This window comes from Lentibacter algarum (assembly GCF_018860975.1).
GTDB lineage: Bacteria > Pseudomonadota > Alphaproteobacteria > Rhodobacterales > Rhodobacteraceae > Lentibacter > Lentibacter algarum_A.
The window spans coordinates 488,077-504,817 of the sequence record NZ_JAHKQI010000005.1; the positions used below are offsets into that span (position 1 = coordinate 488,077).

Consider the following 16,741-nt stretch of genomic DNA (forward strand, 5'->3'; position numbering starts at 1 on the left):
ACGAATTTCGTCAATTCCACTTTTTGCCATACACAAATAGGGTGCACGCAAAGGAGATTGATCATGGTCGATGCAGCAACATTCTGGGATAAAGTCGCGCCGAAATACGCGCAAAGCAAAATCAGCGATATGGAGGCGTATGAGTATACGTTGGAGCGCACGCGAAGTTACTTAAAGCCTACAGATCGGGTGCTGGAGCTTGGCTGCGGCACGGGCTCGACTGCGCTCTTGCTCGCACCGGGCGTGAAGCAGGTTGTTGGCACTGACATCGCTCAGGGGATGATCGAGATTGCGCGGAGTAAGCCGCAAGAGAAAAGCAATGCAGACTTCAGGGTGCTTGGAATCGAAGACGCTGTGGCGCTGCGAGAGCCGTTTGATGTTGTCGCGGGCTTCAACTTGTTTCACCTCGTGCCAAACCCGCAAGCTTTGTTTGCTGACATTTACGAAATGCTGCCGGAGGGCGGGTTGTTTGTCAGTAAAACGCCGTGTTTGGCCGACAAGGCCTTTGGCTGGAAGCGCTTTCCCATAATGGCGGCACTGCCTGTGATGCAACTTTTGGGCAAAGCCCCTAGGCCCGTGTCGATGTTCAAGATCGCCGATATTGACCGGATGATTCTGGAGGCCGGTTTCGAGATTGTGGAATCAGGCAGTTTCCCGTCGATCTCTCGCTATATCGTTGCGCGGCGAAGCTAGACGCGCGGGATGACTGTGGTAGGTAACGTGCGACGCATAGAGGAGGGCACGATGCTGAAGGTTTATCTTTCGGGTGAAATACACACGGACTGGCGCGAGCAGATTGTCGCGGCTTGTGAGGGGCTCGATGTCGAGTTTTCAGCGCCGGTGACAGACCACGCTGCTTCTGACGACTGCGGTGTTGCGATCTTGGGAGCGGAGGCTGACAAGTTCTGGCACGACAACAAGGGTGCGAAAGTGAACGCCATTCGCACACGTCGGGCGATTGCCGCAGCTGACGTTGTGGTGGTTCGGTTTGGCGAGAAATACAAGCAGTGGAACGCGGCATTTGACGCGGGGTATGCGAGCGCGCTTGGCAAGAGCTTGATCATTTTGCAGCAGGCCGAGCACGACCACGCTTTGAAAGAAGTTGACGCAGCGGCGCTTGCCGTGGCGCGAGAACCTGCACAAGTAGCGCAGGTTTTGCGTTATGTTTTGCAGGGTGAGTTGCCGAGCTAATGGAGCCAACATGCCAACAGCCTTAGTCACCGGAGCCGCTGGGTTTATCGGCTACTTCACAAGCAAGCGTTTGCTGGCTGAGGGCTACGACGTTGTCGGGCTTGACGCGATGAGCGACTATTATGATGTGGCACTCAAGCAGGCGCGGCTCAAGTTGTTGGCGGCAGACGAGCGCTTCGAGTTTGTGCAGGCGCGGGTTGAGGATGAGGGCGTTTTGGCCAACATCCTGTCGCGCGGCGTCGATCTGGTTGTTCACCTCGCGGCGCAGGCCGGTGTGCGCTTCTCGATAGAGCAACCGCGGGCTTACCTGGACAGCAACATTCGCGGCACTTTTGAGCTGTTGGAGGCCGCACGGGCGCACCCTGTGAAGCACTTGATGATTGCATCAACCTCGTCAGCTTACGGGGCGAATGATGTCTACCCTTATGTTGAAGCCATGCGCACTGACCACCAGATGTCGTTCTATGCGGCGACAAAGAAGGCCTGTGAAGCGATGTCGCATTCTTATGCGCATCTCTATAACATCCCGACCACGTGCTTTCGGTTTTTCACCGTTTATGGCCCGTGGGGGCGGCCTGATATGGCGCCCTACAAGTTCACCAAAGCGATTTTGGAAGGCACGCCGATCGACGTTTACAACCACGGCAACATGAAGCGCGACTTTACGTATGTTGAGGACCTGGTTGACCGGTTGGTTGCTTTGGCGGCGCATCAGCCTGAAACAGGCAAGCCTGCAGAGCATGACAGCCTGTCGCCGGTTGCGCCTTGGCGGGTTGTGAACATCGGCCGTGGTAAGCCTGTTGAACTGGCCGATTTTATTGCTGCGATCGAAACCGCGGCAGGGCGCAAAGCCAAGCAGAACCTGCTCCCTATGCAAGCTGGTGATGTGCCTGCGACATGGGCCGACACAACATTGGTTGATGCCTTGCTAGGCCCGCAAGAGCACCAAACCAGCCTTGAGAAGGGCGTGCAGGCATTCGTTGACTGGTATCGCGGATATTACGGCGTATAGCGGGGGAATGCAGCGCCAAAATTCCCGTTAAAGGTTTGTGCTAAATGTTGTTTATCTGTTAGCATATTAGGGGCTTGATGTATAAAGCACCTACAAAAAAGCAGCAGTTACATAACGAGGGACAACAACATGCTTAACGAATTCAAAGACTTCATCGCCAAGGGCAATGTCATGGACATGGCCGTTGGTATCATTATCGGCGCGGCGTTTACTGCGATTGTAGGATCGCTGGTTGCTGATTTGATCAACCCGATCATCGGCCTTGCGATGGGTGGCGTTGACTTTACCAATATGTACGCCGTGCTGTCAGGCACAGTTGCTGAAGGTGCAACGCTTGAAGCCGCTCGTGAAGGCGGCGCAGCCGTGTTTGCTTACGGTAGCTTCATCATGGCAATCATCAACTTCCTGATCATCGCCTTTGTGGTGTTCATGCTGGTTCGCTACGTGAACAAAGCCAAAGACGCAGCCGCCAAGGAAGAAGAAGCAGCCGAAGAAGCGCCAGCGGGCCCAACCGAGCTCGACCTTCTCGCCGAGATCCGCGACGCGCTTGCCAAGAAGTAACAAGCACGCTTGCTTGAACAAAAAGAAAGGCCTGCCCTACGGGGTGGGCCTTTTTGGTTTCTGGGGCTAGGGTTTGGAGCATTATCAAACACGCCAAAGAGGTATTTATGTTCAGATCATTCTTCACTGCACTTATGTTCGTCGGGCTTGCCGCAGTTGCGCAGGCTGAAAAACTGCGAGTTTATTCGCCCGGTGACGGTTTCTTGAACCTGCGCACAGGGCCGGGCAGCGAGTTTTCTATCGTTAGGCGGATGGGACACGGCACGACGGTTGATACCCTTGAGCGCTCGGGAAACTGGCTGCGCGTGCGCCACCAGAGCGGGGCAGATGGCTGGGCCTACATTAAACATTTTCGTAAGGTTGTTGCCTCTACAAACAAACGCACAGTCAGCTCGCCCGGTGACGGGTATCTGAACCTGCGCACAGGGCCGGGCACCAGCTTTGCGATTGTCCGCGAGATGTATAACGGCCAGACCGTGCGCATCCTTGAGCGCAAGGGAAGCTGGGCGCGTGTGCGCCACCAAAGCGGAGCGACAGGCTGGGCATCGGCGAAATATTTGCAATAAACGGGATTTGCTTGCGACACGGTGAGTTTTGTATTTGACTCCGCCGCGCCACGCAGATAATTCGCCCTCACTGGTTGTGAATGGCGTGATAGCTCAGCTGGTTAGAGCACAGCACTCATAATGCTGGGGTCGGTGGTTCAAGTCCACCTCACGCTACCACAAGCACTATTAAAAAAGCCCTGAGGTTTGCTCAGGGCTTTTTTGTGTTTCGGGGGTTTGCGATTACTTGATCGCCAGCTGCGGTGACAGCACGTCAAGGCCGAGTGCTTCGCCGACGGCGTAGTATGTCAGCTTGCCAGCGTGGACGTTGAGACCGTTGAGCAAGTGTGGATCGTCGGCGCAGGCTTGCTTCCAGCCCTTGTCGGCGAGGGCCAGCATGAATGGCATCGTCGCGTTGCCGAGGGCGATCGTCGAGGTGCGCGCCACGGCTCCGGGCATGTTGGCCACGCAGTAATGGATGATGCCATCGACATCATAGATCGGGTCTTGGTGGGTGGTGGCCTTTGAGGTTTCAAAGCAGCCGCCTTGGTCGATTGCGACATCGACAAGCACCGAGCCGGGCTTCATCGAGCCGAGTTGCTCGCGGGTGACGAGTTGTGGTGCTGCGGCTCCGGGGACGAGAACTGCGCCGATCACCATGTCCGTTGTCGAAAGCAGCTCCTGCACGGCGCCCTTGTCGGAGTACTGCGTGGTGAGACGGCCCATAAAGACGTCATCAAGGTAGCTCAAACGCGGCACCGAGCGGTCAAGCACCGTGACGTTGGCGCCCATGCCCACGGCAACGCGCGCAGCGGCTGTGCCAACGACACCACCGCCGATGATTGCAACGTTCGCAGGGCGCACTCCGGGAACGCCGCCCATGAGAACACCGCTGCCGCCGTTGGCTTTCTGCAAGGCCCATGCGCCGGATTGTGGCGCGAGGCGACCAGCAACTTCCGACATTGGCGCGAGCAACGGCAAGCCGCCGCGGCTGTCGGTGACGGTTTCGTAGGCGATGGCGGTGCAGCCAGATGCGAGCAGGTCTTGCGTTTGGGCGGGGTCGGGGGCGAGGTGCAGGTAGGTGAACAAGAGCTGACCCTCGCGCAGCATTTTGCGCTCGACGGCCTGCGGCTCTTTGACCTTCACGATCATGTCGGCAGTCGCAAAAATCTCTTCTGCGGTGTCGATGATCGTCGCGCCTGCTGCGGTATAGTCTTCGTCAGTGAAACCAGCACCAAGGCCTGCGCCTTTCTGGATGATAACACTATGGCCGCGGGCGACGGCTTCGCCTGCGGCGTTCGGCGTTACACCCACTCGATACTCTTGTGGCTTAATCTCTGTCGGGCATCCGATCTTCATGGCTTTCTCTCCCTTAGCCTTGATATGATCGGTGTAGGATGTCCTAACATCAACGCAAAGGTGTGTGAATCTTTGGCGTGAAGAATGGACTTTATCGAAGAATCTTCTAACATAAAGATCAATTGCGGGAGAGATGTGCGCAAATGTCATTGGATGAGATAGATCGAAGAATTTTACGCGCCCTTCAACGAAAAGGCCGGATGTCAAATGCGGAGTTGAGCGAGGCCGTTAACCTGAGCCCGAGTGCGTGCCACAGGCGGGTGCAGCGGCTGGAGAAAGACGGCTACATTCGTGACTATGTGGCGCTGCTGGATGCCCGTAAGATGAGCGTGCCGAGCACAGTCTTCGTCGAGATCACGCTTTCGGGGCAAGCCGATGAGGTATTGGATGCTTTCGAGAAAGCTGTCTCGCGGATACCTGATGTTCTGGAGTGTCATTTGATGGCTGGCACGGCGGACTATTTGCTGAAAGTGGTTGCCGAGAACACCGAAGATTTTGCCCGTATTCACCGACAGTATCTAGCGCGTTTGCCTGGGGTGCTACAGATGCAATCAAGCTTTGCATTGCGCACGGTCTTCAAGACAACGGCACTGCCTGTCTGATTTTAGCTAAGTTGTCGGAAGAAGGCGGGCGGGGGGTTCAGCTTTGTTATTGCCGTGGGGTTAAGCTCTGATCGAGTTTGGAGCAGCCCAATGACGCAACCTTTCATTCGCGAGACATCAGAGTTTTTGCCAGTAAGCGGCAATGCTGTAGTGGGGCAGACTCTGTGTTTGAGTTTTGAGGCGAGCACAAGGATAGCGACTGCGATGGGCGAGGTGCCGGTTTGCGAGCTTTGGCGGGGCGACAATGTTCTGACATATGACGGCGGTGCAGAACCTGTGCTTTGGGCAGGGCAACGAGAGGTTTGCGGCAAGGGAAGCGATGCGCCGGTGTTGTTTACCCCCGGAACCATCGGAAATTTTGCGCCGCTCAGGCTCGCACCGCAGCATAGGGTGCTTGTGGTCTCGCCACAGGCCGAGCTGTTGTTTGGCCATAGCGAGGTGTTGGTGCCTGCAAAAGCGCTGGTCGATGGGCGGGGGGTATGCTTCGCGCCCTGCGAGCGGGTAAGTTACGTGCACATTTTGCTAAGGCAACACACGCTGGTGTTTGCTGAGGGCGCGAGTTGTGAAAGCTTGCTTCCTTCAGAAGGCATGTTCGACATTGTCGAGCCGCGCTTGCAGACCTCGTTGCCGGATTACCGCGCGGTGCGGCCAGTGCTCAGTTACACCGAGGCGCTGACGCTGGGCTGCTGTTAGAGATCGCAGCGCAAACGCTTTAGGCTTGCTCCACCTGTACGGGAGGTTACGTTGCCTTTCTAAAGGAGTAACCCAATGGCATTTGATCACATCGTTATTGGCGCGGGCAGTGCAGGCTGTGTTATGGCGCGCAGGCTGGCGGATGCGGGGCGCAAAGTGTTGTTGCTTGAGGCAGGCGGGCGTGACAATTACCACTGGGTGCATATCCCGATGGGCTATCTCTATTGCATCGGAAACCCGCGCACAGATTGGTGCTTTCGCACCGAGCAGGAGGCGGGGCTGAACGGGCGTTCGCTTTTGTATCCGCGCGGTAAGGTGCTCGGCGGGTGTTCCTCGATCAACGGCATGCTTTATCTTCGCGGGCAGGCGGCGGACTATGACGGCTGGCGGCAGATGGGCCTCACTGGCTGGGGCTGGGACGATGTGCTGCCTTACTTCAAGAAATCGGAAGATTACCATGACGGCGCGGATGAGTTGCACGGCGAAGGCGGGCCTTGGCGGGTAGAAGAGCAGCGGCTGCATTGGGACTTGCTGGATGACTGGCGTGATGGGGCTGTTGCTTGGGGCTTGCCGGAGGTTGATGATTTTAACCGCGGCACCAACGAAGGTGTCGGCTACTTTAAGGTCAACCAGCGCGGCGGCTGGCGGATCAACACGGCCAAAGCGTTCTTGCGCGGTGCACCCAAGGGCATGATAGAGACAGTCACAGGCGCGCATGTGCGGCGGTTGGTGCTGGAAGGCGGGCGCGCGGTTGGTGTCGAATACGAACACGGAAATGACGTGACGACCGCGCGCTGTGGCGGTGAAGTGGTGCTCAGTGCGGGGGCAGTTGGCAGCCCGCAGATATTACAGCTTTCCGGCCTTGGGCCGGCGGGGCTTTTGGCAGAGCATGGCGTTGAGGTGCAGCAAGACCTGCAAGGTGTCGGCGCGAACCTTCAAGACCATCTGCAACTCAGGACGATCTTCAAGCTCAAGAATGCGACGACGCTGAATACATTGGCCGGGTCGATGTGGGGCAAGGCCAAGATCGGGCTGGAGTATCTGCTGAAACGCAGCGGGCCGATGAGCATGGCACCGAGCCAGCTTGGTGCGTTTACCAAGAGCCGGCCTGACCTTGAGACCCCTGATCTGGAGTATCATGTGCAGCCCTTGTCGCTTGGTGCGTTTGGCGAGGATTTGCACCCGTTTGATGCGATGACGACCAGCGTGTGCAACTTGCGGCCCGAGAGCGTTGGAACGGTGCACATTGCCAGCGCTGACCCGAAGGATGCGCCGAAAATTGCGCCGAACTACCTGAGCACCGAGGGCGACCGCGCGGTTGCAGTTGCGGCGATCCGGCAGGTGCGCGAGTTGATGGCGGCGGACGCGATGACGAAGTATCAGCCGGAAGAGATGTTGCCCGGCGCGGGGGTGGACAGCGACGGCGAGCTTGTTCAGGCGGCAGGGGATATCGGCACGACGATCTTTCACCCGACGTGCACGGTGCGGATGGGGCAAGAGCCGGACGCGCCGCTGGACGGGGCGTGCCGGATGAAGGCAGTTGGCAACCTAAGGGTTGTGGATGCCAGCGTTATGCCGAAGATTATCAGCGGCAACACCAACTCACCGACGATCATGATCGCTGAGAAAATTGCCGATATGATGGTGCGTGGATGAGGTGTTTCGCCTGCTTGTGCAGGCGACCGGCTGGGGGCGCTGCCCCCAGACCCCCGGGATGTTTTAACCAAGAAAAAGAGTAAGGGAGTGCCTATGGTCGAGATCGTCGTGAGCTATCATAGCGGAAGCGGCCACACGCGGCGTTTGGTTGAGGTGTTCTCCGAAGCGCTGGTTGAGCTGGGTGCTGTGGTGCATGTCGCCAATGTCGAAAATTTCAAGGAGGCTGACTGGGATGCTATGCGGGGCGCGGATGCACATGTGTTCGCCGCGCCGACCTATATGGGCAGTGTCTCGGCGCCTTATAAGGCGTTCATGGATGCGAGCAGTGATATTTGGGGCAGTGCCGACGGCTGGCAAGGCAAAATCGCGGCAGGGATGACTGTTGCCACGTATCCGAGCGGCGACAAGCTTAACTCGCTGATGCAGATGGCGGTGTTTGCGGCGCAACACGGGATGATCTGGGTTGGGCTTGATGACATTGGTGCGCCTGTTGAGCCTGAGAAGGTTGGCATCAATGAGGACGGGTTTTGCCTTGGGATGGGCGCGACATCGGTGCACGATAAGGCGCAAATGATAAGGGCGAGCGATGTGATCACCGCTCGCCGCTTTGCTGGACGTATCTATGAGGCAACCGCGCGTTGGAAGCGCGGCGCAGTTTAGCTTTCCAGTTTAGCTTTCCAGTTTATCTTGGGTTTTCGTCTCGAAATCAGAAGCGTCGTGGCGCTCGCGTAGTTGGCTGGAAAGCTCGCCAAAGGCGCGGTTGACCATGCGGCCACGGCTGACGGCAGGGCGCGCGTCTATTGCTTCGGCCCAGCGGGTGACGTTTTTGTAGCTGGCGACGTCAAGGAACTCGGCGGCCTCATAGAGGCGTCCAAGCACCAGCTGACCATACCACGCCCAGTTGGCCATGTCGGCGATGGTGTAGTCTTCGCCCGAGAGGTAGGTGTTGTTGGCAAGGCGGCGGTCGAGCACGTCGAGCTGGCGTTTGACTTCCATGGCGAAGCGATTGATCGGGTATTCGTATTTTTCAGGCGCATAGGCGTAGAAGTGCCCGAAGCCGCCGCCGAGGTAGGGCGCTGAGCCCATTTGCCAGAACAACCAGTTGAGGCATTCGCCGCGCGCGGCCGCGTCTGTCGGGATGAAGGCGCCGAACTTTTCGGCCAGTTGCAACAGGATGCTGCCGCTTTCAAACATCCGGCGTGGCGGCGTTTCGGAGTGATCCATCAGCGCCGGAATTTTGGAGTTTGGGTTGATCTCAACGAAGCCCGAGCCGAACTGGTCGCCATCGCCGATGTTGATCAGCCATGCGTCATATTCTGCACCAGTGTGGCCAGCGGCGAGCAGCTCTTCCAAGAGAACGGTGACTTTGACGCCATTGGGCGTTGCCAGCGAGTAGAGTTGCAGCGGGTGCTTGCCGACCGGCAGCTCTTTGTCGCTGATGGCGCCTGCGATGGGGCGGTTGATCGAGGCAAAGCGGCCGCCGCTTTCTTGATCCCATGTCCAGACTTTGGGGGGGGTGTATGTATCGCTCATGTTAACTGTCCTGTTTGGTGTTTCATTGGTGAAGGTAATGAAAACCACGGCGAATGACAGGGGCAAAAACGCAAACGTGATGTGCGCTGGCGCGGGGCTGCGGTTTTCGGGAAACCTGAAACTCGAATTCGAGAGTGAAAAAACGCAAAAAGGCGGCTTGTCAGCCTCGCAATTCTGCGACTTCATCATGAGAACAAAAATGGAGAGCAACATGGTGAGCAGTGCGAAAGTTGTGGTTATTGGCGGTGGGATTGCGGGGTGTTCGACGCTGTATCACCTCACGCAGGAAGGCATCACTGATGCGGTTCTGATCGAACGCGACGAGCTGACCAGCGGCACGACGTGGCACTCGGCGGCGCAGGTGACGAACTTTGGCATGAACCAGACGATGGTTGGCCTCAAGTCGCATTCGATTGCGCTCTATAAGGAGCTGTCGGAGGACGCGGATTATCCGATCAACTACCACCATGCTGATGGGGGCATTCGCCTTGCCAACACTCAAGAGCAGATGGAGGGCTACCGGCATTTTGCTTCGATGGCCAAGGGCATGGGTGTCGAGTTTGAGGTGATTGATGCTGAAGAATGCGCGCGACGGCATCCGCTTTTGGTGACGGACGGGCTGCTTGGCGGTTTGTGGGATCCGCTTGATGGTGATATTGACCCGGCGCAGCTTTGCCAAGCTTTGGCGCGGAGGGCGCGAAAGGCGGGGGCAAAAGTGCTGCGCCACAGGCCGGTGACGGGGCTGACGCAGCGGCCAGACCACAGTTGGATTGTGCACACCGAGCAGGGCGACATTGATGCCGAGATCGTGGTCAATGCGGGCGGCTACCGTTGCAACGAGATCGGCGCGATGATGGGCGTGAGCCTGCCTGTTGCCAGCATGGAGCATCAGTATTTTCTGACCGAGCCTATCAAGGCGATCGAGGATGCGGGGCACCGCATGCCGCTTATTCGCTGCCCGATTTCTGACTATTACTCGCGGCAGGAAAAGAACGGTTTGCTGATCGGGTTCTATGAGCAGGGCTGCAAAACATGGGGCATGGACGGGATTGATCCGAACTTCAGCAATTCTCTCAGCCCTGATGACCCGGAGCGCGTTATCGAGACCTTTGAAGGCGCGATGGCAAGGATGCCGGCGATTGGGGAAGTTGGGATTCATACGATTGTGAACGGGCCGATTACATACACGATTGACGGCGCGCCGCTGGTTGGGCCGATCCCGGGCAAGCGCAATGCGTTTTGCATTACGGGCCTGCGGGCCGGGCTTGGGGAAGGCGGCGGGCATGGCTGGCTGCTGGCGCAGATGATCGCGCATGGCGAGGCAGTATATGACACCTGGTGCATTGATCCGCGGCGCTTTACGGGGCACGCGAGTGTTGAGCTGACGGCGCTGAAGGCGATTGAGGATTACCAAAACGAGTTCCGCTTTCACTTCCCCCATGAACACAGGCCTGCCGGTCGGCCGATGAAGACCACGCCTTTGACGGCAGTTCTGGAAGCCGAGGGCGGGCATTTTGGCACGGTCAACGGCTGGGAGCGTTTGGAGTATGTCAAGCCGGCGCCTGACTTTGAGGAAGATCACAGCTTTCGCTTTACCAACGCGTTTGACACCATCGGCGACGAGGTGCGCGCCGTGCAGAGCGGTGCCGGCATCACCGAAGTGAGCGGCTTTAACCGGTTCGAGATCACCGGATCGGGGGCGCACGACTTCCTTGATCGCATGACTTGCGGCCGCTTGCAGCGCAATGAGGGGCGTGTCGGGCTGAGCTATTTACTCAACCATCAGGGCATGATCAAGGCCGAGGCGACGGTTGCGAACCTGAGCGGAGGGCGCATCTGGTATGGCTCGGCGGCGGCGAGTGAGTTTCACGATATGGACTGGCTGACGCAGCATATCGAGGCCGATGAAGATGTGCAGATTAGGTCACTGACCAACGACATGACCATCCTGGTTATCGCGGGGCCAAACTCGCGGGATGTGCTGTCAGGCGCTGCGCGGGGCGACTGGAGCAACGAGGCGTTCAAATGGCTGGCGCTGCGCGAGGCGCATGTTGGGCATGTGCCTGTAGTTGTTATGCGGGTGAGCTTCTCGGGCGAGCTTGCCTATGAGATTCATGTGCCGAACTCTGGCTTGCACGCCGCCTATAAAGCACTTCGTGAAGCGGGCGAGGCCCATGGCCTGCGGTTGTTTGGTTCGCGCGCTGTTGAAAGCATGCGCCTTGAGATGGGCTTTATGCATTGGAAGGCCGAGTTGCTTACCGAGTTTAGCCCCTATGAGACAGCGCTCGCGCCATTCGTGAAGATGGAGAAAGACTTTACCGGCAAAGAGGCCTTGGCCAAGCATGAGCCGAAAGTGAAACTGGTGACTTTGGAGGTTGATTGCGATCATGCTCCTGCGCATGGCGGCGCGTCTGTTTTGCACGAAGGCCGCGTTGTCGGCACGGTGTCGTCGGGCGACTGGGGGCATCGAACGGGCAAGAACATCGCCATGGCGTTTGTCGAGCTTGGATTGGAAAGTGAAGGGCAAGAGCTTTTTGTTGAGGTTCTCGGTGCGGCTGTGAAGGCAAGTGTGATCAACCCGCGGGTGTATGAGGGCAGCCGTTAGGGGCGCGCGGGGGCACCTGAACTGATGCTTGGCTTCAGCGGTATGTGCTCCAAGGCACTACTGCGCGTGCATGCGGTGGAGGACGCCCGACATTTCTCTGATAATTTCTTGGGCCAATGACATTGGCGTTGGCCGCCGTGGGTGAAGCGTGGCTTCGACCACTTCATGATTGCGAAGGAAGCGGGCCTCGCGTTTTGCGGCGAGGTGTTTCATGCGCAGGTTTTCTTTAAGGCATACGATCTGGATCGTGCGGACGCTTCTGTTCCGCGCCATTGCAACCACACGCTCGAACAGGGCGTCTCCTATTCCGATGTTTTGCCAGTCGGCCTCAACCGAAAAGGCCGCTTCGGTTTTTGTCGCGCAGTTTGGGGAGGTTTCGTGAAGCTCGGCAATACCGCGCAACTCCCCGTTGACGAAGGCGCCGCAAACGATGCTGTCGCTACAGTTGATGCTTTGAACGTATCTGGAGACCCCGCCATCGCTGATCGCTCCGCAGAACCGTGCTCTGCGCGACGGGGCGTCGAGCCTTTGCAGGTGATCGCAAATGATGGATTTATCATTGGCGTGAAGCCGGCGAATTGTGAGATCTGTCGCGCGTCTCTTGTGGTTCGTCATACAGCACCTGTTTGGCTGAAAACCGAGGCCAGCATCTTCGGGAGGAGGTGAAGATGCTGGCCCTATGCATTGGCGTTCCTTGTTGAATTTTCGCCGCTGCTCGTGCTGCCTTACTCTGGGAGGAGCGAGGGACAGCACTTTTCGTTTGTTACTGTTCGCCTGCGACCAGAACTTCTGCGTAGTTCGGGATGTCGGAGCGGGAAATGCCGATCTGCTTGAGTTGATAGTCGCTCATGCTCGAAAGTACCGACATCATTCGGGCGGTTTGAAAAACCATGAACCCGGTGTGGAGTTTGGCTTTCGTGGCGCGCCCGAACCTTGAAAGGAAGGAAAAGTGACGAAGTGCGCTCTGAAAGGGAGAATCCTCATGGATTCGGCGGTGTGGGGCGCTAACCTGTGAACTAAGAGTCATCTGCTGCCTCCTTGGCTAAGTTTTTAATGCTGCAACGCGGAATGCCGAGGTCTTTCAGACTGCGATCAGACAGTGCTCCGAGCCCGTTGCAAGTGCTGACATAGGATTTGCGCCTTGCCAGTGCCTTGCGTAGTTGGCCCTGTATATGGCTAAAAAGTGAGCGTCCGGCATCTATTCTGTGCTCTAGCCTGCCATTTACCTGTGTCGTCGCCATGATGGCCTCCTGTCTATTGCTGCGATGCAACATTTGTGCTGCAATGCAGAAATAGAAGAATTCGATAGCGCTCACAATTTAGCAATTTGGAACAGGAGCCGTTCCGATTTGGAACAGGTAGGTGGTTAAGGTGGATATATCGGCCCAGATGTTGATCTTTGCGACAGTTGTCGAGCAGGGGAGCTTTTCGGCGGCGGCGCGCTCAATGGGGCAGACACCTTCTGCGGTGAGCAAGCAGATCGGTTTGCTGGAGGATCAGGTGCATTACCGACTGCTAAACCGAACCAGAACCGGCGTATCTCCGACCGGAGAAGGCCAGGAGTTCTATGAGAAATGCAAGGAGATGGCCGAGAAGTTCAAAGAAGCTGAAGCCTTGATTGCAAACTTTGACGGGGTTCCTCGCGGCAAGCTGCGAGTCGCTTCGAGTGTTGCTTTCGGGAAATCACAGTTGGTTCCGGCCATCCCCAAGTTTTTGGAGGCCTACCCCGAAGTTCAGGTGTCGTTAGACCTGACAGACAGGACTGTCGATTTGCAAAGTGAAGGGTTTGATGCCGTCATCTGCTTTGCCGAGCAGCACAAGAGCCCTGACATCGTTATCCGCCGTATTATGAGAAGTGGCCGTGTTTTATGTGCGTCACCGAGCTATCTTGAGAAACACGGCAGCCCTGCCAGTTTTGCCGAGCTCGCGCAGCACAACTGCCTGCGAATTGCAGGTAACGGAACGCGGAACTCCTGGAGCTTTACTGAAGGCGACGTGCGCAAGGCCTTTGATGTGCAGGGAAACTTTGAGGGCAACAGCACTGATGTGATCTACCGCGCCGCGCTTGCGGGCATAGGCATCGCGCGGTTGCCGCGATATATGGCTGATCAGAAGTTTCGAACAGGAGAGCTGGTTCCGGTTCTGCCGGAATATGCCCCGCCAAGCACGGACATTGCTGTCATGTTTGCTGACAAGCGCAATCTGGCCCCGAAAACGCGCGCGTTCATTGATTTTCTGGTGAAAGAGTTCCGCGAAGCTGCGGTTACACACTAGCAAGCGCCAGTTCATTTGCGCGGTTCTGCTCACGAAAAAACCCCCGAAGTTTGCACTCCGGGGGCCTATTCTTTGTGTGTGTCAGAGAAGCTCTGAGTTGAGGGGATGACTTACATCATACCTTCGCGCTGGGCTTTTTTGCGTGCCAGCTTGCGCTGACGGCGGATAGCTTCAGCTTTCTCGCGTGCTTTTTTCTCTGAGGGCTTTTCGAATGCTTGACGAAGTTTCATCTCACGAAAAACACCTTCACGCTGTAGCTTTTTCTTCAGGGCACGAAGCGCCTGATCTACGTTGTTTTCACGAACACTAACCTGCATGTGGTTTTCACCACCTTTCTAGTTTGAAGTTGCAAGGATTTGCAGGAAGCTGGCGTATAGCAAACCCCTGCGGTTTTGTCTAGTATGAGCGCAATGGAGGCTCTGATGGCTGATATAAAAGACAAACTTCTTGATGCGGCCTTGCTGCATGTGCCCTTTGACGGCTGGAGCGAGGCGAGTTTTGACGCGGCTTTGGCTGATTCTGGGGTTGAGCCTGCCTTGGCCCGTGGGTTGTGTCCGCGTGGCGCGGCTGACTTGGCGGTGGCCTATCACGAGCGCGGCGATGCACGTATGCTCGAGCGACTTTCGCAGGCTGATTTGAGCGAGCTCAAGTTTCGCGAGCGCGTGGCTTTGGCAGTGCGCTACCGGCTAGAGGCGGTTGAAGACAAGGAGCTCGTCCGCCGTGGTATGACGCTGTTTGCGCTGCCTCACTATGCGCCTGACGGTGCGCGGCTTGTCTGGAACACCTGCGGGATGATCTGGGAAGCGCTGGACGACACCTCGCAAGACCTCAACTGGTATACAAAACGCGCGACGCTTTCGGGGGTTTACTCATCGACGCTGTTGTTCTGGCTCGGTGACACCAGTGAAGGCCATGAGGCCACGTGGGCATTTCTTGATCGCCGGATCGAGAACGTCATGCAGATTGAACAAGCCAAGGCGGGCATTCGCAAAAGCAAGCTGCTCGGTGGGTTGCTCGACAAATTCACAGAGGCAGTGCGCGCGCCTCAAAGCCGTGCTGACATGCCCGGTCATATGAACAAATAAGAAAGCAAAGACATGCGAGTTATCGAAATCACCAAAGCGGGTGCGCCCGATGTGTTGCAACTGGCCGAACGCGAGGTGCCAAAACCCGCGCATGGCGAGATCCTGATCAAGGTTGCCTATGCTGGTGTGAACCGCCCAGATGCCTTGCAGCGTGCAGGCGCATATGCCCCGCCCAAAGGCGCGAGCGACTTGCCGGGGTTGGAAGCCAGCGGAGAAGTCGCAGCCCTCGGCGCGGGTGTCACACAGTGGAAAGTCGGCGACCAAGTCTGCGCCCTGCTGCCGGGTGGTGGCTATGCCGAATACGTTACAACGCCTGCCGCACATGCGCTGCCCGTGCCTGAGGGGCTGAGCCTCAAACAGGCTGCCTGCCTGCCCGAGACATTTTTCACCGTTTGGACAAACGTGTTCATGCGCGGCGGCTTGCAAGCGGGTGAGCGCTTTTTGGTGCATGGCGGTTCATCGGGCATTGGCACAACGGCGATCCAGCTTGCCAAAGCCTTTGGCGCGCGGGTGTTTACCACCGTTGGCAACGCAGAGAAGGCCGCGGCTTGCACCGCTCTTGGTGCAGACAGGGTAATGAACTACCGCGAAGAAGACTTCGTTGAAGTGCTGAAGAGCGAAGGCGGTGCGAACCTGATCCTCGACATGGTCGGCGGTGACTACATCCCGCGCAACATCCGCGCCTTGGCCGACGATGGCCGGATGGTTCACATTGCTTTTCTCACGGGCCCGAAAGCCGAACTTAACTTCGCCCAGATCATGGCGCGCCGCCTAACTGTGACAGGCAGTACCCTGCGCCCGCAATCTGACCTCGCCAAAGCCCGCATCGCCGACGAGTTGCGCGCAAAGGTCTGGCCGCTGCTTGCTGTCGGCACTGTGGCTCCTGTGATGGATCAGGAATTCCCCCTCGCTGACGCGGCTGCTGCGCATACACGCATGGAAGGCAGCACGCATATCGGCAAGATTGTCCTCAAGGTTGCCTAGTCGATCGGCTCAAACCGCGCATTGTTGAGTGTGCAGTCGCGCACCACATCGCGGCCGCAGGGCACGGGTGAGAGGTTTTTTGACAGGCACACGCGTACCTCCTGAATGTGGCCGGCCTTGCAGGTCACTGTGACCATATCGGCCTCGAACTGTGGGTTGGCCTTTAGGAACGCCTCTTCGACGACAGACGCGGGCAGGGTGATCGCTTTCGAGAGTTTGCGAAACACTGGAGGGCGGACGACTTTTCTGTAAGCTTCACGCGACAGCGCATAGTAGTCGGCAACGGAAAGCCCCGAGCAGACGCCGTGCTTTTTCCACTGATACCAAGCCAGCCCTGATGTGCCCATAATGTCGGCCATATCACGGGTCATGCTGCGGGAGGGTTGCGCCTCGGAGGTTGCGCAAAACGACGGCCAGCCGCGGTGAAACTGCGGCCAGAGTCCATGCAGCACCCAGCCGTGTTCTTCGTCGCATTGCGGCGAGCCTTTGGCTTCCCCTTCCAAAGCGCACCAGTTTGGTGACCACGACAGCGCCATGACGTAATAGTCAAACTGGCCCGATTTTTCGCCCTTGGCGAGGGCAAACCCTGCCAAAACCGCCAAAACCCCTGCTAAAACGATGCGCATTCACTCTTTCCTTAT

At 57.4% G+C, this 16,741-nt stretch carries 20 protein-coding genes and 1 tRNA gene; 14 read left to right on the plus strand and 7 right to left on the minus strand.

Features of this window, described 5'->3' with window-relative positions:
• Positions 1-63 precede the first annotated feature (63 nt).
• The 6 genes from KO498_RS06600 (at position 64) to KO498_RS06625 (ending at position 3,489) form a co-directional block, all read left to right on the plus strand.
• The gene (locus KO498_RS06600; protein ID WP_215959083.1) at positions 64-693 is read left to right on the plus strand and encodes a class I SAM-dependent methyltransferase; all 630 of its coding nucleotides are present in this window, start codon (positions 64-66) and stop codon (positions 691-693) included.
• A gap of 51 nt (positions 694-744) precedes the next feature.
• Positions 745-1,191, plus strand: coding sequence for a YtoQ family protein (locus KO498_RS06605; protein WP_215959084.1), 447 nt, complete (start codon positions 745-747; stop codon positions 1,189-1,191).
• 10 nt (positions 1,192-1,201) lie between these two features.
• Entirely contained in the window at positions 1,202-2,203 is a 1,002-nt protein-coding gene (locus KO498_RS06610) for an SDR family NAD(P)-dependent oxidoreductase (protein ID WP_215959085.1), read from the plus strand.
• Between the two features lie 129 nt (positions 2,204-2,332).
• Positions 2,333-2,764: a large conductance mechanosensitive channel protein MscL gene (mscL, locus tag KO498_RS06615; RefSeq protein ID WP_215959086.1), complete on the plus strand. Its 432-nt coding sequence runs from the start codon at positions 2,333-2,335 to the stop codon at positions 2,762-2,764.
• Positions 2,765-2,871: 107 nt separating this feature from the next.
• Positions 2,872-3,330: an SH3 domain-containing protein gene (locus KO498_RS06620; protein WP_215959087.1), complete on the plus strand. Its 459-nt coding sequence runs from the start codon at positions 2,872-2,874 to the stop codon at positions 3,328-3,330.
• A gap of 82 nt (positions 3,331-3,412) precedes the next feature.
• Positions 3,413-3,489: transfer RNA gene (locus KO498_RS06625), tRNA-Met, on the plus strand.
• 63 nt (positions 3,490-3,552) lie between these two features.
• Here KO498_RS06625 and ald read toward each other — a convergent pair.
• Positions 3,553-4,668, minus strand: a complete 1,116-nt coding sequence (gene ald / locus KO498_RS06630) for an alanine dehydrogenase (RefSeq protein ID WP_215959088.1) — start codon at positions 4,666-4,668, stop codon at positions 3,553-3,555.
• A 143-nt stretch (positions 4,669-4,811) separates the two neighbouring features.
• Here ald and KO498_RS06635 point away from each other — a divergent pair, with 143 nt between their 5' ends.
• The 4 genes from KO498_RS06635 (at position 4,812) to KO498_RS06650 (ending at position 8,279) form a co-directional block, all read left to right on the plus strand.
• Positions 4,812-5,270, plus strand: coding sequence for an Lrp/AsnC family transcriptional regulator (locus KO498_RS06635; RefSeq protein WP_215959089.1), 459 nt, complete (start codon positions 4,812-4,814; stop codon positions 5,268-5,270).
• Between the two features lie 90 nt (positions 5,271-5,360).
• Complete coding sequence (locus tag KO498_RS06640; protein WP_215959090.1) at positions 5,361-5,963, plus strand: Hint domain-containing protein; 603 nt, start codon at positions 5,361-5,363, stop codon at positions 5,961-5,963.
• A 75-nt stretch (positions 5,964-6,038) separates the two neighbouring features.
• Positions 6,039-7,619 (plus strand): GMC family oxidoreductase, encoded by a 1,581-nt coding sequence (locus KO498_RS06645; protein WP_215959091.1) that lies wholly within the window; start codon positions 6,039-6,041, stop codon positions 7,617-7,619.
• A 93-nt stretch (positions 7,620-7,712) separates the two neighbouring features.
• Positions 7,713-8,279 carry a flavodoxin family protein gene (locus tag KO498_RS06650; RefSeq protein WP_215959092.1) on the plus strand — a complete coding sequence of 189 codons (567 nt, stop codon included), beginning with the start codon at positions 7,713-7,715 and terminating at the stop codon, positions 8,277-8,279.
• A gap of 9 nt (positions 8,280-8,288) precedes the next feature.
• Here the strand turns inward: KO498_RS06650 and yghU are convergent, their stop codons facing one another.
• Positions 8,289-9,152, minus strand: a complete 864-nt coding sequence (yghU, locus tag KO498_RS06655; RefSeq protein WP_215959093.1) for a glutathione-dependent disulfide-bond oxidoreductase — start codon at positions 9,150-9,152, stop codon at positions 8,289-8,291.
• Positions 9,153-9,363: 211 nt separating this feature from the next.
• Here yghU and KO498_RS06660 point away from each other — a divergent pair, with 211 nt between their 5' ends.
• A complete protein-coding gene (locus KO498_RS06660) occupies positions 9,364-11,757 on the plus strand; it encodes a GcvT family protein (RefSeq protein WP_215959428.1) in 2,394 nt (797 codons plus the stop codon).
• A gap of 57 nt (positions 11,758-11,814) precedes the next feature.
• Here KO498_RS06660 and KO498_RS06665 read toward each other — a convergent pair whose 3' ends face one another.
• From KO498_RS06665 to KO498_RS06675, 3 genes are all read right to left on the minus strand, one after another.
• Positions 11,815-12,372, minus strand: coding sequence for a GNAT family N-acetyltransferase (locus KO498_RS06665; RefSeq protein ID WP_215959094.1), 558 nt, complete (start codon positions 12,370-12,372; stop codon positions 11,815-11,817).
• A 148-nt stretch (positions 12,373-12,520) separates the two neighbouring features.
• Positions 12,521-12,784 (minus strand): DUF1127 domain-containing protein, encoded by a 264-nt coding sequence (locus KO498_RS18175; RefSeq protein ID WP_252731304.1) that lies wholly within the window; start codon positions 12,782-12,784, stop codon positions 12,521-12,523.
• The gene (locus KO498_RS06675) at positions 12,774-12,998 is read right to left on the minus strand and encodes a DUF1127 domain-containing protein (RefSeq protein ID WP_215959095.1); all 225 of its coding nucleotides are present in this window, start codon (positions 12,996-12,998) and stop codon (positions 12,774-12,776) included. Before KO498_RS06675 ends, KO498_RS18175 begins: the two co-directional genes overlap by 11 nt.
• 130 nt (positions 12,999-13,128) lie before the next feature.
• Here KO498_RS06675 and KO498_RS06680 point away from each other — a divergent pair, with 130 nt between their 5' ends.
• Positions 13,129-14,031: a LysR family transcriptional regulator gene (locus KO498_RS06680; RefSeq protein WP_215959096.1), complete on the plus strand. Its 903-nt coding sequence runs from the start codon at positions 13,129-13,131 to the stop codon at positions 14,029-14,031.
• A gap of 110 nt (positions 14,032-14,141) precedes the next feature.
• On the opposite strand, the gene rpsU is transcribed toward KO498_RS06680, so the two are convergent.
• Positions 14,142-14,348, minus strand: a complete 207-nt coding sequence (gene rpsU / locus KO498_RS06685; protein WP_215959097.1) for a 30S ribosomal protein S21 — start codon at positions 14,346-14,348, stop codon at positions 14,142-14,144.
• A 105-nt stretch (positions 14,349-14,453) separates the two neighbouring features.
• Between rpsU and KO498_RS06690 the strand changes: the two genes are divergently transcribed.
• Positions 14,454-15,116: a COQ9 family protein gene (locus KO498_RS06690; RefSeq protein WP_215959098.1), complete on the plus strand. Its 663-nt coding sequence runs from the start codon at positions 14,454-14,456 to the stop codon at positions 15,114-15,116.
• A gap of 12 nt (positions 15,117-15,128) precedes the next feature.
• The gene (locus KO498_RS06695; protein WP_215959099.1) at positions 15,129-16,100 is read left to right on the plus strand and encodes an NAD(P)H-quinone oxidoreductase; all 972 of its coding nucleotides are present in this window, start codon (positions 15,129-15,131) and stop codon (positions 16,098-16,100) included.
• Here the strand turns inward: KO498_RS06695 and KO498_RS06700 are convergent.
• Entirely contained in the window at positions 16,097-16,726 is a 630-nt protein-coding gene (locus KO498_RS06700; protein WP_215959100.1) for a ribonuclease T2 family protein, read from the minus strand. The genes KO498_RS06695 and KO498_RS06700 overlap by 4 nt on opposite strands.
• Between the last annotated feature and the right edge of the window lie 15 nt (positions 16,727-16,741).

Excerpts from the sequence above, each read along its gene's own strand:
- KO498_RS06600 (WP_215959083.1), top strand. The coding sequence starts at position 64 with ATGGTCGATGCAGCAACATTCTGGGATAAAGTCGCGCCGAAATACGCG.
- KO498_RS06605 (WP_215959084.1), top strand. The coding sequence starts at position 745 with ATGCTGAAGGTTTATCTTTCGGGTGAAATACACACGGACTGGCGCGAG.
- KO498_RS06610 (WP_215959085.1), top strand. The coding sequence starts at position 1,202 with ATGCCAACAGCCTTAGTCACCGGAGCCGCTGGGTTTATCGGCTACTTC.
- mscL (WP_215959086.1), top strand. The coding sequence starts at position 2,333 with ATGCTTAACGAATTCAAAGACTTCATCGCCAAGGGCAATGTCATGGAC.
- KO498_RS06620 (WP_215959087.1), top strand. The coding sequence starts at position 2,872 with ATGTTCAGATCATTCTTCACTGCACTTATGTTCGTCGGGCTTGCCGCA.
- ald (WP_215959088.1), bottom strand. The coding sequence starts at position 4,668 with ATGAAGATCGGATGCCCGACAGAGATTAAGCCACAAGAGTATCGAGTG.
- KO498_RS06635 (WP_215959089.1), top strand. The coding sequence starts at position 4,812 with ATGTCATTGGATGAGATAGATCGAAGAATTTTACGCGCCCTTCAACGA.
- KO498_RS06640 (WP_215959090.1), top strand. The coding sequence starts at position 5,361 with ATGACGCAACCTTTCATTCGCGAGACATCAGAGTTTTTGCCAGTAAGC.
- KO498_RS06645 (WP_215959091.1), top strand. The coding sequence starts at position 6,039 with ATGGCATTTGATCACATCGTTATTGGCGCGGGCAGTGCAGGCTGTGTT.
- KO498_RS06650 (WP_215959092.1), top strand. The coding sequence starts at position 7,713 with ATGGTCGAGATCGTCGTGAGCTATCATAGCGGAAGCGGCCACACGCGG.
- yghU (WP_215959093.1), bottom strand. The coding sequence starts at position 9,152 with ATGAGCGATACATACACCCCCCCCAAAGTCTGGACATGGGATCAAGAA.
- KO498_RS06660 (WP_215959428.1), top strand. The coding sequence starts at position 9,364 with ATGGTGAGCAGTGCGAAAGTTGTGGTTATTGGCGGTGGGATTGCGGGG.
- KO498_RS06665 (WP_215959094.1), bottom strand. The coding sequence starts at position 12,372 with ATGACGAACCACAAGAGACGCGCGACAGATCTCACAATTCGCCGGCTT.
- KO498_RS18175 (WP_252731304.1), bottom strand. The coding sequence starts at position 12,784 with ATGACTCTTAGTTCACAGGTTAGCGCCCCACACCGCCGAATCCATGAG.
- KO498_RS06675 (WP_215959095.1), bottom strand. The coding sequence starts at position 12,998 with ATGGCGACGACACAGGTAAATGGCAGGCTAGAGCACAGAATAGATGCC.
- rpsU (WP_215959097.1), bottom strand. The coding sequence starts at position 14,348 with ATGCAGGTTAGTGTTCGTGAAAACAACGTAGATCAGGCGCTTCGTGCC.
- KO498_RS06690 (WP_215959098.1), top strand. The coding sequence starts at position 14,454 with ATGGCTGATATAAAAGACAAACTTCTTGATGCGGCCTTGCTGCATGTG.
- KO498_RS06695 (WP_215959099.1), top strand. The coding sequence starts at position 15,129 with ATGCGAGTTATCGAAATCACCAAAGCGGGTGCGCCCGATGTGTTGCAA.
- KO498_RS06700 (WP_215959100.1), bottom strand. The coding sequence starts at position 16,726 with ATGCGCATCGTTTTAGCAGGGGTTTTGGCGGTTTTGGCAGGGTTTGCC.